General features: G+C 47.8%; 13 protein-coding genes and 1 pseudogene. 10 read left to right on the top strand and 4 right to left on the bottom strand.

Annotation, left to right across the window (positions count from 1 at the left end):
* Nucleotides 1-22: 22 nt before the first annotated feature.
* Nucleotides 23-802 (bottom strand): spermidine/putrescine ABC transporter permease PotC, encoded by a 780-nt coding sequence (gene potC, locus OGV52_RS14880; RefSeq protein ID WP_003030794.1) that lies wholly within the window; start codon nt 800-802, stop codon nt 23-25.
* Between the two features lie 238 nt (nt 803-1,040).
* On the opposite strand from potC, the pseudogene OGV52_RS14875 reads away from it, so the two are divergent.
* Nucleotides 1,041-1,148: pseudogene (locus OGV52_RS14875) on the top strand (antitermination protein Q); the annotation flags it as partial.
* Nucleotides 1,149-1,287: 139 nt separating this feature from the next.
* Here OGV52_RS14875 and OGV52_RS14870 read toward each other — a convergent pair.
* Nucleotides 1,288-1,500 carry a KTSC domain-containing protein gene (locus OGV52_RS14870; protein WP_016152687.1) on the bottom strand — a complete coding sequence of 71 codons (213 nt, stop codon included), beginning with the start codon at nt 1,498-1,500 and terminating at the stop codon, nt 1,288-1,290.
* Between the two features lie 552 nt (nt 1,501-2,052).
* Between OGV52_RS14870 and cspE the strand changes: the two genes are divergently transcribed.
* The gene (gene cspE / locus OGV52_RS14865; RefSeq protein ID WP_005127641.1) at nt 2,053-2,265 is read left to right on the top strand and encodes a transcription antiterminator/RNA stability regulator CspE; all 213 of its coding nucleotides are present in this window, start codon (nt 2,053-2,055) and stop codon (nt 2,263-2,265) included.
* Nucleotides 2,266-2,693: 428 nt separating this feature from the next.
* Nucleotides 2,694-2,882, top strand: a complete 189-nt coding sequence (gene ymcF, locus OGV52_RS14860) for a cold shock small protein YmcF (protein WP_071600303.1) — start codon at nt 2,694-2,696, stop codon at nt 2,880-2,882.
* Nucleotides 2,883-3,369: 487 nt separating this feature from the next.
* Here the strand turns inward: ymcF (OGV52_RS14860) and OGV52_RS14855 are convergent, their stop codons facing one another.
* Nucleotides 3,370-4,461, bottom strand: coding sequence for an FUSC family protein (locus tag OGV52_RS14855; RefSeq protein WP_287108704.1), 1,092 nt, complete (start codon nt 4,459-4,461; stop codon nt 3,370-3,372).
* Nucleotides 4,462-5,286: 825 nt separating this feature from the next.
* Between OGV52_RS14855 and OGV52_RS14850 the strand changes: the two genes are divergently transcribed.
* The 5 genes from OGV52_RS14850 (at nt 5,287) to OGV52_RS14830 (ending at nt 6,897) form a co-directional block, all read left to right on the top strand.
* Nucleotides 5,287-5,517: a DUF2514 family protein gene (locus OGV52_RS14850; RefSeq protein ID WP_146050115.1), complete on the top strand. Its 231-nt coding sequence runs from the start codon at nt 5,287-5,289 to the stop codon at nt 5,515-5,517.
* A 284-nt stretch (nt 5,518-5,801) separates the two neighbouring features.
* Entirely contained in the window at nt 5,802-6,014 is a 213-nt protein-coding gene (gene cspG / locus OGV52_RS14845) for a cold shock protein CspG (protein ID WP_016152690.1), read from the top strand.
* Nucleotides 6,015-6,024: 10 nt separating this feature from the next.
* Complete coding sequence (gene ymcF, locus OGV52_RS14840) at nt 6,025-6,213, top strand: cold shock small protein YmcF (protein ID WP_104651946.1); 189 nt, start codon at nt 6,025-6,027, stop codon at nt 6,211-6,213.
* A gap of 73 nt (nt 6,214-6,286) precedes the next feature.
* Nucleotides 6,287-6,517 carry a hypothetical protein gene (locus tag OGV52_RS14835; protein ID WP_019076503.1) on the top strand — a complete coding sequence of 77 codons (231 nt, stop codon included), beginning with the start codon at nt 6,287-6,289 and terminating at the stop codon, nt 6,515-6,517.
* A gap of 206 nt (nt 6,518-6,723) precedes the next feature.
* Nucleotides 6,724-6,897, top strand: a complete 174-nt coding sequence (locus OGV52_RS14830; protein WP_016152691.1) for a GnsA/GnsB family addiction module toxin — start codon at nt 6,724-6,726, stop codon at nt 6,895-6,897.
* A gap of 262 nt (nt 6,898-7,159) precedes the next feature.
* Here OGV52_RS14830 and OGV52_RS23465 read toward each other — a convergent pair whose 3' ends face one another.
* Nucleotides 7,160-7,276 carry a YnaM/YnfT family protein gene (locus OGV52_RS23465; protein WP_350185928.1) on the bottom strand — a complete coding sequence of 39 codons (117 nt, stop codon included), beginning with the start codon at nt 7,274-7,276 and terminating at the stop codon, nt 7,160-7,162.
* A gap of 318 nt (nt 7,277-7,594) precedes the next feature.
* Between OGV52_RS23465 and OGV52_RS14825 the strand changes: the two genes are divergently transcribed.
* Both OGV52_RS14825 and OGV52_RS14820 read left to right on the top strand, forming a co-directional pair.
* Nucleotides 7,595-7,759 carry a YnfU family zinc-binding protein gene (locus OGV52_RS14825; RefSeq protein ID WP_175299807.1) on the top strand — a complete coding sequence of 55 codons (165 nt, stop codon included), beginning with the start codon at nt 7,595-7,597 and terminating at the stop codon, nt 7,757-7,759.
* 156 nt (nt 7,760-7,915) lie between these two features.
* Entirely contained in the window at nt 7,916-16,498 is an 8,583-nt protein-coding gene (locus OGV52_RS14820; protein WP_287108702.1) for a GH36-type glycosyl hydrolase domain-containing protein, read from the top strand.

Here is a 16,498-nt window from a genome sequence, read left to right as displayed (position 1 = left end):
AACGTCCCCTGAATTAAGGGCCTTAGCGGCCCTTGGTTTTATCACGTGCAATAAGCTGGCTGGCAATCACCATAACCAGCGACAGAACCAACAAAATGGTCGCCAGCGCGTTCACCTCTGGTGATACGCCGACTTTTACCATTGAGTAGATTTTTAACGGCAAAATTTCATAACCAGGCCCGGTAACGAAGGACGACACGACGACATCATCCATCGACAACGTAAAGCTCAGCAACCAGCCGGCAGCCACTGCAGGCATTGCCAGAGGCAGTATAATCTTGCGCAGAATAGTCACTTCACTGGCGCCGAGATCTTTGGCGGCTTCAAGCATTCGTACATCAAAACCTTTCAGACGTGAGTAAACCGTCACCACCACAAAAGGTAGACAAAAAGTGATATGCGAGAACAGCAGTGACCAGAAACCCAGTTGAATGCCGATCAGCATAAACAGCACCAGCAAAGAAATCGCCATTACGATATCCGGCGACATCATCACCACGAACAGCATGCCGCTGACAAACGGTTTACCGCGAAAACGGTAGCGGTACAGTGCAACCGCTGTGAGTGAGCCGATCAGCGTGGCAAACGTGGCGGATAGCACCGCCATCGTCAGCGAGTGTTGCGCTGCCTGTAGCAGGCTGTCGTTGTTCATCAGCAGGCCGTACCATTTGGTGGTAAAACCCTGCCAGTTGATGCCAAAGCGCGAGCTGTTAAAGGAGTTCACAATCAAAATAATGATTGGAATATACAGATACGCGTAGATGGCGGTCATAAAACCGCCTCTGAGCAGCCGACCGATCATTCGCGTTTCACCTTCTTGTTCAGAAGGCGCGATGTTTTCAGAGTATTGAAAATAATCAACTTTTTCTCTTCTCCAAAATCTCTCCAAAACTTCCCGCCAAAACAGATAGCCAAAAAGAAGCAGCTATCACTAAGGCCGCGAATTTTACAACAATTTTTAGGATGATCGGGAAAAAAAGGCCATTTAAATGACCAGCTTTACCCATTGCTGACTGTGAGTGTCGGTATAGCAATCGGTTCAGGGAACAATTAGCGCACGCTGCCGCTGTGGTGGTAAAGGGGAGGTACTTGACTGCAAAGCCACGAAAGAGCATGGCGTCCCAGTGTTTGAAACCTGTGAACGCTGCAGGGAGCATGCTTAACGAAGGGTAACGAAATTGACGGGAATAGTGGTTTTTTGGATATCAATTTCCTGGCCCGGTGGTAACAAAAAACAGAAAACACCAGAACGGCGTTTTACGCTATCTACAGCGTAAATTTCTTGAATCACCCTGTTTTACGACACAAGAATTTACCTTTAATGACACCGTCAAAGAAACGGCCTTTAGATTGCACCGTGAGAAAAGAGTTATAGATGCTTTCTGGAACGCCCACATACTGGAAAGTTGAAGAATTTACGAACCCTATCTCCAGAATCTTTTCTAATGGGTAGTAACCAATAAATTTTATTTTTGATGAAATCATTGCCTGTCGTTGCATCTTTTCTCCTTCAAATTTTTTAATTTTCCTTCTCTAATAATACACTGATATGAAACAAAAGGAGCATAGTTTTGTAAATGTTATGGTTGTTTCAGAGTTTACTGGTTGGATGAAATGATTTTCTTTGTTGCTTTAATTTCCTGAACTGCGAAAAATAGCACGAAAATTCGTTGCTGGATTTTTACGGATTGACACGGGCTTTCCTTTAAGTAACTGATAAATATATTCTATTTTATTTTTCGTTATCCAGGGGACGACCGGTTGTATGTTATTGCTGGTGAACAGAACTCATTGATTATGCTGTCTCAGTTTCCATTTCTAAGATTTTGCGAAAAATTAAATGAAAAAATAACTTGCTATTGTTTGTGGGGTGTGTGATTAATGAGGGGTTGGTTAGGTACACAGACCCATTAAAGCGGTTTAGTAAAGCAGTTCTCATCTCAAGCGTTATCCATAGATAATCCTTTCTTTTGAGCCTTCTTATCGTTACTAATTAGATTGTGTGCGAAGCCCTTTTCGCCGTAAGGCTACATAGAATTTAAGGAATTACCTGTGTCTAATAAAATGACTGGTTTAGTAAAATGGTTTAACGAGTCTAAAGGTTTTGGTTTTATTACCCCTGACAATGGTAGTAAAGATGTGTTTGTACACTTCTCTGCTATTCAGAGTGGTGGCTTTAAAACGCTGAATGAAGGCCAAAAAGTTGAGTTCAGCATTACTGCTGGTGCAAAAGGGCCGTCAGCTGAAAACGTTGTAGCTGCCTGATATTTTTCCTGATGTAAACTAATATACGATAGCGAAGACGGTGAATGCCTGAGTAGATATATTGGTTTTTCAGAAACTCAACATCTGTCAACATAAAGCTGAACAGATGTCTGAGTCTAATCATTGGGTAGAACAGTTGAAATGATTATTTTATAAATGTCATTTGTTGTTTTACCTCTGTAGTTTTTCTTGCACGCTTAAGTGCATTCGTAAAAGCTAACAACATCCCAAAAATCGCTGGTGCTATAATATAAAGAAAATTATATTATTTTAGATTCCTCATGTGAACTGATAAGAAATATTTATTTTTTATTGCTTTTAATAGTGAGTTGTAACCTGATACTGAAAACCAAGAGAAATTATTAGTTAAATAGATCTTTTGGATATCACTGCGGTAGTGAGTGTTGTAGCAAATAAAGGCTAACATCATGACCGACCATATTTATTTTAAGTGCCCTTGTTGTCATGGGTCACAGTACAGAACTTCCCATTTTGATGTGACTGAGAAAAATCCCTTTGGGGCAAAGTGTATTTTTTGTAAATCATCAATGATCACACCTGATAACTATGCGCCATATACTTCCAGTAAATCAAATGAACAGGTGTTGCGAAAGTAACATTTGGCTCTGACCTTCCAGTTAAGGCGGCAAGATTCATTATGGCCGGGCACTGGTTTAAGTCCAACAAGGGCCGCCAGTCAGCTACTACCTCATCGAATTGAGCGGGCGACTTTTGAACTTGCAGGAGACGAGGGTTTGATCCTCTATGGTTACACCATGAATAAAAACCTCGTTCTAACGGGGTTTTGTCATTTCAGGGTTATCCGTGCAACATACAAGTAAGTTGGGCAAAGAATTGTATTTTTTGTTTTGCTATTAACATCATGTCTGATGTGTAACGGTATTACTAATAACCATATAAAGGGCAACGCATTGAGAATCATACAAAACCATATTATGGCCCAGGAAATTGGTGAAACAGTTATCCAGCTACTTGAAAATGGCAAAAGGGTTACGACAGGGAATATCATTGATTTGCTCGAACGGAAAAGTCATGCCTTGCACGGTCAAAAGGCCGATGAGATAAGAGAAATATTGATATTTATCAGGAAAAAATCTGTTCTGTAAGCGCTTTTGTGATTAAGGTTGATAGTGCTTCAAGTTGGATAGCAAGCTGAATGCTCAACCAAACATATCCGTGAACGGCGCTTTCAATGATTTCCTCGCCCTCATTGGCGAGTAAAAGACAATGCAACTCTTTAGTAATTTCGAGAAGATGCTCGCTATTTGATGCTATCGGCGTTGGGTTTCCTTCATGCAAGGCATGTGCGAGGGTGTTGAGGGTGCTACGGGTCATTTGTTCCATATCTGACAGCGTGTGAGTATTCAATATGAGAAATCGACTGCCACGGGATGCCCAGTGGGCATTTATCTGAAATTTTTGCGCCGCTATCATATCGCGGGTTATCGATTGAATATCTTCAAGTAGACTCTTCGCAATCTTTGTTTCTTTATTTACTGGTGTAATAAGACTGCGCATTTTTACTACATTATTCAGCGCTCGCGTTTGAAGTTTGGTCATTCTCGGGGGCGCAAGAACGTTTCGGGATACTCCCGCAGTTGTTATTTTTAGATAATCAGAAAGAAAGTCAGCAAGTTGTATACGCCAGTTAATGAATGCTCTTTGGGGAAAAATGCTTGTAAACAACATCGCCAGAATGCATCCTATAATAATGTTGGTGCTTCGCCACAATGCTGTTTGTAAGTCTCCTGCAGGAGCGCTGCTGACAACCGCCAGCGTGATACCAATCAATAATGCGGCATAGGGACGTTTACTCATGGCCAGAAAACCACAAAGGAAAGCTGCGCATCCACACCACAGCATCATCATAGTGAGAGAGTACATTTCAATGTGTAATGCGATGATCCCCAAAATCGCACCCCCTACAGTTCCCGCCATACGTTCAAGTGCCCTGGGTATCACATTGCCCATGTAACTAATTGGTCCCATGACCACAACCAGTGTAATCAGGGGCCAGGAGTGGTCTGGTAAATTCAATATTCTTATTAGTAAGAAAGTTATAACAAATGCTAAAGCAATACGGATCCCATGAACTACGCGATAGTTGCGGTAAATCTTAAGTTCTAAAGGACTTATCGGTTTATTCCGTTCAATGGAAAAAATATTGTTTTTCATTAGTTAAAATCTTTAACATAGACAGAATTATAAAGAATGTTCAGATATACACTGAAAAAATAATCTCGTCTTACTTTTTTAACTTATAAAAAAGGAGGGCGATGCCTGACATAGGTTATTGTTAATCAATTGCTAATGCAGTAGCGAAAGAAGAGGTATTTTTTAATACCCACATTATCTGTGGATTTGCCATTATGGTGGTTAGCGGTTCTACACATCTTGAGTGGCCTCTGACTTAAATTCAACATGTTGACTTTGACAGATATTAAAAAGTTGTGGACTTCTAAAATACTGGTTAGCATGTTTAAAACGTTTTCTTTTACAGGTTGTTATAAGGCTAATCAAAACAGGTCAAATAGTGTCTGTGCACGGCTTTATATCAGCAACGGTATCATTATATTAATAACAATGCACTTTGATGAGCTAAGGCCCGGACCAAAGCTCATGAAATATAAGTTCTGGCTACATCAGATGGAAGCAGTACACAACCTATTCATGTGTTATCGAAAAGCAACTACGTAAACAGAAAGTGCAAGTGCGAGAAATATCCAGTATTGAGAATGGTAATGGAAAAGTTTGAGCATAAATATCCTCCACAGATTCAGTTCCTAATTAATGGCAGATTTAAATGTCAACAACAAACAAAAAAGCATGGGCATTGATTGTTTGATTGTTTCATATTGTTTCAGTGATGCGCTATGACGGTGCGTTTGCACCAACAATAGGATTCTTGCATTGTTATGGTGAGCTTAGTGTCAGCCGGGCATTAAGACGCGATCAATCTACTGATAAATATAACCCAGGCAGCCATATGCGGCTTTTTCTATCCTTTCTGTCACTCTTTACCGGCTGCGCACCGATGCAACAAAGCTTGCCCGCCGCCTGAATGCCGCAAAGCACACCGGAAATCTTGCCGTTCCTGCCAAAAGCAAAACAGCAGGAGCTGACGTTGTAATCCTCTCTGATATGCTCGGAAATTTCGTGGTAGAAGCTAAATATTATGCTGAGATGGAGGAAATACGACTCTTCCGTGAGTCAAAATCCCTGAAAACTTAGGGTAATAGATAAAGGTCTTAAGCAGCATGACATAATTTTCGATTTAAGCTATTTAAATTCATTTTTATGATAAGAATCATGTGCGATTTCCCTATAAAACTAAATCTTGCTATGTTTGGTTAATCATGCGTTAATGAATTCTTGGTTTGTAACGAATTTATCTAAAGCAAGTGCTGTATTAATTTTATTTCTTGTTCCTGTTGAGATTTCCTTGCTGGCTTTTCTCTCTGATGATTTTTTTCGGACCATTCTGCCCAAGTGCTTACTCAAGAAAGGTAATAATTATGTCTAATAAAATGACTGGCTTAGTTAAATGGTTCAATCCTGAAAAAGGTTTTGGTTTTATCACCCCTAAAGATGGCAGTAAAGATGTGTTTGTCCACTTTTCTGCTATCCAGAGTAACGATTTCAAGACACTGAATGAGAATCAGGAAGTTGAGTTTAGTGTTGAACAGGGACCTAAAGGCCCCTCAGCAGTTAATGTCGTGGTTGTATAAGGTAACTGTTATTACACATCATATTCACTTCAGATGCCCGTGTTGCCACGGATCTCAGTACAGAACGTCGAGCTTTGATGTTACTGAAAAAAATCCTTTCGGAGCAAAATGTATTTTTTGCAAATCGGTAATGATTACATTTGACAATGTTGCGCTATACATTCGTTCTGGTCAGACTTTGTTAGATTTTAGAAAATAAAGTTCAGGTTCCTTATGGAGCCTTTTTTGTATGCTAAACCGTTCATCTTTGTACGAACCATCACGGTATCATTATGAAAAAAGTAATCGTTTTTTTTAACTCAGAACCGGCAGTTGTTGTATCCGTAATGAAGGGAATTACTTCGATAATGCGTGAGTTTCCCAATGGGGAAAAAGCACACCTGTCCGTGATGTCAGCAGGATTTCCATCTCTGACAGGAGACCATAAAATAGTTTATGTTGCCTCTGATCGCGATGTCAGTTCCGAAGAGATTCTCGAGGCAGCATCGAAGCTTTTGAAGTGACATCTGATTGTTTCTTTACCGACCAAGATAGTAGTCAAGTGGTTTGCAGATGTTTTGCGCTTTTCTTGTATGAAGATTGTACTGCAACCTCTTGATTATTGAGTCTTTCCATTCTATGTTTTAAACATGTCAGCGCTGTTATAAGTGCTCCACGGGGAATGTTACATACTTGGCGTTAATACGTTAGAGATCAAGAGAGGTAAATAATGAACGTCGAAGAGTTAAAAACAAAAACTGAAGCGGATATTTCTGAATTCATTACAAAAAAAATTGTTGAACTCAAAAAAAAGACAGGCAAAGAAGTTTCCGACATCCAGTTTACTGCTCGTGAAAAAATGACTGGGCTTGAAAGCTATGATATTAAAATTACATTGATCTAATTGTTAAAAGACCCAGCTTGAATGAAAAGCATTATCTTAAAAGGTAATGCTTTTTTATTGCTGTCAAAAAATTTGGATGTTGTCAAAACCTTCATTTTTAATCATAGAGACAAGGCCTGACTTTTTAATGGGGCCTTTCCGATGCCAGTCCGCGCTATCGGGCTACTGCTGGCTCAGGGCAGGGAATGCACTTGTCGGAAATTTCGTGGTCAGTGGGTATCACATTGAGGGGAGTGGGATGACGTAGTAGCCTGCGAATGGGTTAATTATCATTTCGGTCGGGATTGTTAGATAACCCAACTCCTACTTTTACCGCAGCAAACAACATAATGCACAGAGCGGTAATGACGGTAAATACCAATGAAAGGCTGGTAATCATAAATTTTCTTCATTTCAGATGGATTTGATTATTAGACTAAGGCATAAAGGAAAAGTTCAGGGTAAATATCATAGTATTTCCCGGAAAAAATATCGAAGCGGGTCATTGTATACCAGAGCGGGCTGCAGGGAGCCGTATCCAAGAGTGGCGGGTCAACGGTCTCAACGGCCCCTGTGGCTGCAAATATCTATCTTGGCAAACATCGTCATCTACCCTGTGATATCCCCCTTTTGGATAAAGAATAGGACGATAAATTAAATGGTTAAATTTTATCCAAACGTGGTACAGTGAATCTCATTCATCGAAAGGGTAATCACCATGTCTCTCATCGATTACGCAATGAAGTACCTCGGCGGCGTATCGACGACTACTGTCATCTGCCCGGCCTGCGGCTTACGTTCATCCCAATCTATTTCTAAAATTCGCCTTAAGCAGACAATGCTGTGTCCTGGCTGTAAAACACTGTTTGTTTCACCACGATAACCCTGACACTTAGTTGCACCTAAACCCGGTGTTCTATACTTAAGTCAAATCCCGGCAGCTGTTAAATCCCTGATGCCTTACGCCCATCCTGAGAGAACGTTTCTGAACTGATTTCGCAACTGCTCCTGCATGCTAACTCTGCATCAGAGCAATGCTATGAAAATGAACCCCAGGGCGTGGTTTAACCGCTCCCATATTCCGATGAATGCTACCGAAAGCGTAACGTTTTCGGCGAACGATCCTGCCGGTGAAAGCACGCTGCAGTCAGAACTCTTTTCGACCGCCCAGATGGAACGCTACGGTCAGAAGCTCGCACGGACCCATAAATTATCGCCGGATAAACATCCTTATTATCTTCTAAAAAGACTCGGCGAGAATGAGGCCATCATTACCCAAAGTTGTTATGAGCTTAACGCGGGTAAAAAGACCAGCATCATGCCTGCCGGGGAGTGGTTGCTGGACAATTATTATCTGATTGAGGAACAAATCCGCACTGTCCGCCAGCACTTGCCGAAAAGCTTTGGTAAAGGTCTCCCGTCGCTGATGTCGCCGCTGAATTGCCCTCGAATTTACAATATTGCATCAGAGGCCATTGCTCACGGTGACGGGCGCTGGGATGCCGCCAGCCTGACCAGCTATCTCACCGCCTATCAACAGGTGACCCCGCTGACATTAGGTGAAGTCTGGGCGTTACCGGGAATGCTGCGCCTGGCGCTGATTGAAAATCTTCGTCGTATCAGTATCGAAGTGATCAAAGCGCAGCAGGACAGAACGCTGGCTGATATGTGGATAACAAAGATTTTCGGATGTGCAGAGAATGCCCCTGGCGATTTAATCATGGTGGTTGCCGATATGGCACGCTCCCGACCTACGTTAACCAGTGCGTTTGTCGCAGAGCTGGTGCGGCGTCTGCAGGGGCATGGCAATGCGCTGTCGTTACCTCTGACCTGGGTTGATCAGTGCCTTCGGGAACAGGGGATCACCACCGACGTTCTCATACATAATTTCAATCAACAGCTTGCCGCCAGCCAGCTATCTGTCAGTAACAGTATCGCGGGCCTGCGATTACTGAGTGAAACGGATTGGGCTGATTTCGCCGAAACGATAAGTGTCGTCGAACAGGCATTACGCAATGATCCTGCCGGTATCTATCCTCGGATGCACTTCAATACCCGGGATCATTACCGGCACGTTGTTGAGGTCCTGGCCAGAGACAGTGGTCTCAGCGAGCCTGAAGTTGCTGACAGGGTGCTGACGCTTTCAGGAAACAGTGCTCCCGATACACTGGAATATCATGTTGGTTATTATCTCGCAGGCGAAGGTCGGCAGGCGCTGGAAATTCATCTGTTAGCAGACACCTCAAGGCTCATGCGCTTGCGGCACAGTTTCAACAGAATAACCCTGCTGTCATGGCTTGGAAGCCTGGCGTTGTTGACAACCGCAACGACCGCGGCAATTTTGCATGAAACAGCCATGCAGGGCGCAGACTGGCTGTTGATCGCGGTGATATTCCCTCTGATTATCGCTGTAACTCAGTTAATGAGCGATTTACTCAGTGACGCCACCACCCGTTTTCGCGTTCCTCGCCCCTTGCCGCGGATGGATTTCTCAACCGGCATTCCCCCTGACAGCGCCACTCTGTTAGTCATCCCCTGCATGCTGACCAGCCACGCAAGTTTCAGCCAACTCCTCACCAGTCTTGAAGTCTGCTGGCTGGGGAATGAAAACGAAAATCTCAGGTTTGCGCTGCTCACTGATTTCGCTGATTCTGTAAATGAACCCTCGCCGGAAAGCCAGATGCTGCTCAGACAGGCGATCGCCGATACGCAGGTGCTGAATCGCCGCTATCCCTCCAGCCGCCCGCGTTTTTACCTGCTACACCGCCAGCCTGAATGGAACCCCGCTGAAGGAACGTGGATGGGTTATGAACGCAAGCGGGGAAAGCTGGCGTTACTGAACAGCTGGTTGCGCCATCCGGGGACACAATTCGTCAGCGTTGCAGACATGCCTGCTAACCTTTTACCGGGCCACATTAAATACGTCATTACCCTGGACAGTGATACGGTGCTGCCGCGCGATACGGCGCACAAACTGGTCGCGACGATGGCGCATCCGCTGAATACGCCAGAGTATGATCCGGTACGCCAGAGGGTTGTCAAAGGATTTGGCATTTTACAACCCGGTCTTGCGGAGGAGATACCACGCAACGGCCAGGGACGTTACGCCGCCATGCGCAGCAGCATACCGGGCAATAATCCCTATTCGATGATGTCTTCGGATATCTATCAGGATCTTTTTGGGGAAGGATCGTTCGTGGGCAAAGGGATTTACGATGTTGACATTTTTATGCAGGCCACGGCCAACACCTGCCCGGAAAACCTGGTTCTCAGCCATGATCTACTCGAAGGATGCTATGCACGTTCGGGTCTGCTGAGTGAGGTGTTACTCTATGAACAGTACCCGAATAATTATCTGTCGGATGTTGCACGCCGTTCACGCTGGATCCGGGGTGACTGGCAACTGCTTAACTGGCTGAAACCACGTGTCAGAAGAGCCGATGGAACCCGGACCAGGAATCCGCTGACCGCGCTTTCTTACTGGAAATTACTTGATAATCTGCGTCGCAGTCTGGTCGCCCCCTCATTACTGGTATTGCTGTTCTTCACCCTGCTTGGGGTACCTAATCCGGTTTACTGGCTGGGCTTACTGTCGCTGATATGGCTGTTGCCAACCATCCTCTGCATCACCCATGACCTGCTGCATAAACCTCTGCGTCGCCGCCTGAAGCCGCATCTGTTACTGGTAGGGGCGGGTGCGCTGAAGCGTTTGTCAGGTATCGGCCTTAATTTTGCGATACTGCCGCACGAAGCCGGATATTCGCTAAAAGCGATCGCCGTGACGTTATGGCGATTGGGGATCAGCAGGCGTCACCTCAGCCAGTGGGTCAGCCACAGCCAGGACAGCAATCAGGCCGGCCCCACTGTCGCGCGTTTTTATCAGGCGATGTGGCTGAATGTTGCATGTGGTGTGATGCTGATAATTCTGACCGGACAATTTGCTCCACAACTGCTGGGGATTGCGTTGCCGATCGGTTTGTTATGGTGTGTGGCACCGCTGCTGATGAGCTGGCTGAGTCGCCAGCCTGCGCGTAAGGTGTTTTCGCCCAATCCGGAACAAAAACAGCTGTTGCGCCAGACAAGCCGTGAAATCTGGGCGTTTTTTGAAACCTTTGCCACAGAAAAAGAGAACTGGCTTCCGCCTGATAATTACCAGGAAATACCGCAGCCGACGGTGGCCCATCGAACTTCTCCTACCAATATTGGCCTTTCTCTCATGGCTAACCTGACGGCATGGGACTTTGGCTACCTGCCCGGCGGGGAAGTGCTCCGGCGCGTGTCGCTCACGCTCGACACAATGGATAAAATGGAGCACTACCGGGGCCATCTCTACAACTGGTATGACACTCGTACGCTGGCCCCCCTCAGTCCACGCTATATCTCAAGCGTCGACAGCGGCAACATGGCAGGGCATTTGTTAACCCTGCGTGCAGGGCTGTCCGCCATGCGTCATCAGCCAGTTTTAAACCGCCAACAGATAGTGGCAGGACTGAACGATACGCTGGATATTCTGGAAAAACAGTGGGGTCAGAACCCGCCTGACAGCTTGCGGTTGCTGCGAAAACACTGCCTGAGCGCGGTGTCGCTCTCTCCGCAGACATTTTTCAGCGAGCTGATAAATATGCGCACCCAGTGCAACCACCTGAACACGCTATGCCATCAGGGATCTCCTCTTCAGATGCGTTGGGCAGGACATCTGGAGCATCAACTGGTTCAGCTTTGCCATGAGTGGTCGCTGCTGCTTGGCTGGTTACCTGCATCCTGGAACGAACAGACGCTGCCGACTTTGTGCGAGCTTGCCCGCGCAACATTTACTGGTGTAGGAACCCCCCCGGCGTCAGCGACGGAGCAGGCCCGGATGCGACTCAATATTATCACTGAACTTGAACAACGGCTGGATGAGCATGCCCGGATGGATTTCGCCTTTCTGTACAGCGAAGCAACCAGTCTGCTCAGTGTTGGCTATAACTGTGACACGAATATGCCTGACAAGAGCCACTACGATCTTCTGCCGTCTGAAATCCGCCTGACCAGCTTTCTTGCCATTGCCACTAATCAGCTACCTCTTAAAAGCTGGTACGCGTTGGGACGACTGTTCACTACCATTGACAATGAAACCGCCCTGATGTCATGGAGCGGGTCAATGTTTGAATACCTGATGCCGAATCTGGTAATGCCCACCTGGCCTGGCAGCCTGCTCGATGAAATGAGTCAGTCGGCGGTTATGCGCCAGATTCATTGGGGGAAAGAACGCGGAGTACCGTGGGGCGTTTCAGAGTCTGGTTATCATGCTTTTGATGTTCAGCATAATTATCAATATCAGGCATTTGGTGTGCCGGGTCTCGGCCTGCGCAGGGGGCTTGCCGATGACATGGTAGTCGCCCCTTACGCCACACTGCTGGCGTTGATGGTCTCGCCACAGAAAGCCTGTGAGAACCTGATCAGGCTGCAAAAAAATGGCGCACATGGTGAATACGGTTTTTATGAAGCGCTGGACTATACTCCCTCTCGCCTCGCAACCGGTCAGCTCTATGCGGTGGTTCAGTCCTGGATGGCGCATCACCAGGGCATGGCGTTTCAGGCGCTGGCTCATGTGCTACTTGACGCCCCGATGACTGAACGCTTCATGTCCAGTACGGTCTTCCGATCAGCGAGCCTGCTGTTACAGGAACGCGTGCCGGATGCGGTCGATCTGTACAGCCCACGCCGTCATTTTGAATCTCATGAGGGCAGGGTCAAACCCGTTCGCTATGAACCCCGTATTTTCTATGGCGTGGACACGCCAGCCCCGGATATTCAACTGCTGTCCAACAACCATTATCATCTGATGTTGACCACGGGCGGCGGCGGCTATAGTCGCTGGAATAATATTGCGCTTACGCGCTGGCGCAGTGATACCACCCGCGATAACTGGGGAGCATTTTGCTATATCCGCGATATACAGACGGGGAATGTGTCGAGCAATACCTGGCAACCGACAGCCCACACCAGCGGGCATGACGAGGAAGTGATATTCACCGATGCGAGTGCTGAATTCAGACGCACTTTCGATGGGCTCAGCGTCAAAACTCAGGTTGTGATCTCCCCGGAGGATGATATTGAGTTGCGACGGCTCACACTGATTCATCGTGGTCGCCAGCCCCGCTCTCTGGAACTGACAACCTATGCCGAAGTAGTACTGGCGCCTGAAGCCAGCGATCTGGCACACCCGGCATTTAGCAATCTGTTTATTCAGACGGAACTGGATCCTGAGCGTGACGCTATTCTTTGCCACCGGCGCCCGCGTTCTCCGGGTGAAGCGAGTCCCTGCCTGTTTCACATGATGGTGGTGCATGGCGATAACCGTCATAACGTTTCGTTTGAAACAGACAGGGCAAAATTTCTTGGTCGTGGCAGAAACCCTGCGGATGCCCAGGCAATAAAGGCAGGCGGGGCGCTCAGCAACACGTCGGGGTCAGTGCTGGATCCTATCCTGGCAATACGCCACACCATCACTCTGCAGCCGGGGCAGCCGGTCACGATTGATATCATTTATGGCATCAGCGAGACCCGCCAGCAGAGCCTGGCGTTGCTGGAAAAATACCGCGATTACCCTATCGCTGATCGCGTCTTTGAACTGGCCTGGTCTCACAGTCTGGTGGTATTACGCCAGATGAACGCCAGTGAAGATGATGCCACTTTGTTTAATCGTCTTGCCAGCGCGGTGCTTTACCCTGTCCAGGAGCTGCGCGCCGAAGGCCAGGCGATCAGTCGCAACCGGCGTGGTCAGTCCGGTCTGTGGGGCTGGGCAATTTCAGGCGATCTGCCGATAGTGCTTCTCAGTATTACCAGCGAGGAAAGTATTGCCTCAGTGACCACACTGATTCAGGCGCACCGTTACTGGAGACAGAAAGGGCTGGATGTTGATTTGGTTATCCTGAATAACAGTCCCGGCGGCTACCAGCAGGGCTTACAAAATCAGATTATGGACTTAATTTATGCCGGATCTGAAGCCAGCCTGCTGGACAAAACGGGCGGTATTTTTGTTCGTAATGGCGAGCATCTCTCTGCTGAGGATAAGCTGCTTTTGATGAGCGTGGCCTGTCTTTATCTTGATGACCGCACAGGCAGTATTAATGAGCAGCTTAATCAGCGTACTCACACCCTTAAACCTCAGGCCAGAGCACTCATTCCACGGGCTGTACGCGAGCGTAATCAACATACGGACTGGAGTCCCGATATCAGTCAGTTATGCCATTTCAATGGGTACGGTGGATTTTCTCAGGATGGTCGGGAATATCAGATTGTCCTGCGGGAAGATGCGCAGACACCGGCACCCTGGTCAAACGTACTGGCAAATGCCCGTTTTGGCACTGTGATTTCAGAGGCGGGACAGGCCTACTCCTGGTATGAGAATGCACATGAATACCGGTTGACACCGTGGGAGAACGATCCGGTGAGCGATCGCAGCGGTGAGGCGTTTTATCTGCGCGATGAAGAGAGCGGTGAGTGTTGGTCACCGACGGCCTTACCTGTTCGCGGACATGGTGATTACCTGACCCGCCATGGTTTCGGTTACAGCGTGTTTGCCCATCGAGAGAGTGGTATAGACAGCGAGCTGACGGTCCTGGTTGCCGAAGAGGCACCGGTTAAGCTAGCGCTCCTGACGCTCAGTAACTCTTCGGGGCGGACACGCAAACTTTCCGTCACCGGCTATGTGGAGTGGACGCTCGGAGGAACACGAACTCGCTCAGCCCCTCACATTGTGACACATGCGGCCAGACCACCTGGCGGCTGCGGAGTGCTGGCGAACAACTTTTATGGCGATAACGGTAGCGGTCGTACTGCCTTTTTTGCCGTCAGCGGTAATGACTGTTCGTTGACCGGGGACCGCCGGGAGTTTATCGGTCGTAATGGTTCTCTGCACGCCCCGTCGGTCATGAAGCTACGCAGGCTTTCAGGTAAAACGGGCGCCGGTCTGGATCCCTGCGGGGCAGTACAATCGGCGGTTACATTAATTGATGGCGATCAGAGGACGTTTATTTTTATCCTCGGCGCAGAGGAGAATCATATTCGAGCTCAGGAGACGCTTGCCCGTTATATGAATGAGGAGACGGTCCGCCAGGAGCTGAACCGGGTTCACAACCACTGGCACAATGTGCTCGATAAAATCGTGGTTAACACCCCCGACACATCGGTAAATTTACTGGTGAATGGCTGGCTATTGTACCAGACGGTAGCCTGCCGCCTGATGGCTCGCAGCGGTTACTACCAGTCCGGCGGCGCATTTGGTTTTCGCGATCAACTGCAGGATACGCTGGCGCTGAGCCATGCTGATCCGAACCGGATGCGAGAACAGATAATCCTCTGTGCATCACGGCAATTTATTGAGGGTGATGTACAGCACTGGTGGCACCCGCCACACGGCAACGGGGTGCGCACCCGCTGTTCCGATGATTATCTGTGGCTTCCGCTTGCCGTTTGCCACTATGTTGAAACGACGGGGGATATGGATGTACTGGAAACACGTATTCCTTATCTGGAGGGACGTCCGCTTCAGCCTGGTGAAGAGTCTGCCTATGATACGCCGGTGATCAGCGGTACCGAAGAGACACTCTGGTTACACTGCGTCAAAGCCATTAAGTATGGACAACAGTTCGGGGAGCATGGTCTGCCGCTGATGGGGGCGGGTGACTGGAATGACGGCATGAACCGGGTGGGGATCGACGGCAAGGGTGAAAGCGTCTGGCTGGGCTTCTTCCTGTTCGACATTTTGCAGCGGTTTGCGGCGCTGGCTGATCGCAGGCTGGATGAAAGCGTCGCCTCAATGTGCCGTTCACAGGCTGTACGCCTGCAAAGCAATCTCGAAGCCCACGCCTGGGATGGTGAATGGTACCGGCGTGGATATTTTGACGATGGTACTCCCCTGGGGTCGAAAGCCTCACAGGACTGCCGGATTGATGCGATTGCCCAGAGCTGGTCAGTATTGTCCGGGGCCGCTAGCCCGGGACGGTGCGCAAAGGCCATGCAGGCGCTGGATAAGCACCTTGTGGATAGCGAGGGGGGACTGATAAAACTATTAACACCGCCTTTCGATGGGCACGGTCCAAATCCGGGTTACATACAGGGCTACCTGCCTGGTGTGCGGGAAAACGGAGGGCAGTATACACATGGCGCTATCTGGGCTGTGATGGCATTTGCCCGAATGGGGAATGCCGATCGTGCCTGGCAACTCTGGTCCATGCTCAGTCCGATAAATCATACTCTGAATGTGAACTCCGTCGGGATCTATAAAGCCGAGCCTTATGTCATGAGCGCTGATGTTTACAGCGTCGCTCCCCATATCGGACGTGCCGGATGGAGCTGGTATACCGGTTCATCAGGCTGGGCCTGGCGTTTACTTACTGAGGAATTACTGGGGATAAAACGTTCCGGTGCTGACCTTACGGTTCATGCCCGGTTGCCGGATGGGTGGCCGTCTTTTTCTATGGCTTATCAATATGGCGAAAGCCATTATCAGATTAGTGTCTCACGCGGCGATGCAGAATATCGCGTTACACTGGATGGTGCTCTCCTCCCTGATGACAGAATACCGCTGCGGGATGATGGACAAAACCATACGGTTGAGATTATTCAGAACTGA

Source organism: Citrobacter sp. Cb041 (assembly GCF_030336655.1).
Lineage (GTDB): Bacteria > Pseudomonadota > Gammaproteobacteria > Enterobacterales > Enterobacteriaceae > Citrobacter > Citrobacter braakii.
This window is presented reverse-complemented; position numbering and strand designations above follow the sequence as displayed.